1 rRNA gene is annotated in these 1,052 nt (G+C 56.7%); it reads left to right on the top strand.

Annotated features, from left to right (window positions below):
- Window positions 1-267: 267 nt before the first annotated feature.
- Window positions 268-1,052: ribosomal RNA gene (locus J3P30_RS14970) — 16S ribosomal RNA — on the top strand; the annotation flags it as partial.

The raw sequence follows: 1,052 nt of genomic DNA, 5'->3' as shown, positions 1-1,052 counted from the left end.
GGAGCTCACAATTTGGAGCAGTTGCCCTCATGACCGAGGCCGGAAGGCTGGGGTGTGGGGTGCGTCCGATCCTTGAGAACTCAACAGCGTGCACTAAGTCAATGCCAAATTACCTCGTCCCGGCCTGTGGTCGGGGTTGAGATTCCTTTGGATTGAATTGATTGTCAGTAGACAGTCTTTACAGTCAGTATCAACTCGCTGGCGCCTCGTTTTCCCGGGGTGCTCGGCTCTTGGTTTGCGGTCGGTTCGCCGGCTTGCAGCTAGACATCTTCGGAGAGTTTGATCCTGGCTCAGGACGAACGCTGGCGGCGTGCTTAACACATGCAAGTCGAACGGATCAAGGGAGCTTGCTTCCTTGGTTAGTGGCGAACGGGTGAGTAACACGTGAGCAATCTGCCCCTGACTCTGGGATAACCTCGGGAAACCGTGGCTAATACCGGATATGACACGCGAAGGCATCTTCTGTGTGTGGAAAGAATTTCGGTCAGGGATGAGCTCGCGGCCTATCAGCTTGTTGGTGAGGTAATGGCTCACCAAGGCGACGACGGGTAGCCGGCCTGAGAGGGTGACCGGCCACACTGGGACTGAGACACGGCCCAGACTCCTACGGGAGGCAGCAGTGGGGAATATTGCACAATGGGCGAAAGCCTGATGCAGCAACGCCGCGTGAGGGACGACGGCCTTCGGGTTGTAAACCTCTTTTGTCAGGGAAGAAGCGAAAGTGACGGTACCTGAAGAAAAAGCACCGGCTAACTACGTGCCAGCAGCCGCGGTAATACGTAGGGTGCAAGCGTTGTCCGGAATTATTGGGCGTAAAGAGCTCGTAGGCGGTCTGTCGCGTCTGCTGTGAAAACCCGAGGCTCAACCTCGGGCCTGCAGTGGGTACGGGCAGACTAGAGTGCGGTAGGGGAGATTGGAATTCCTGGTGTAGCGGTGGAATGCGCAGATATCAGGAGGAACACCGATGGCGAAGGCAGATCTCTGGGCCGTAACTGACGCTGAGGAGCGAAAGCGTGGGGAGCGAACAGGATTAGATACCCTGGTAGTCCACG

Origin of the sequence: Naasia sp. SYSU D00948 (assembly GCF_017916515.1) — a bacterium.
Taxonomy (GTDB): domain Bacteria; phylum Actinomycetota; class Actinomycetes; order Actinomycetales; family Microbacteriaceae; genus Naasia.
This window is presented reverse-complemented; position numbering and strand designations above follow the sequence as displayed.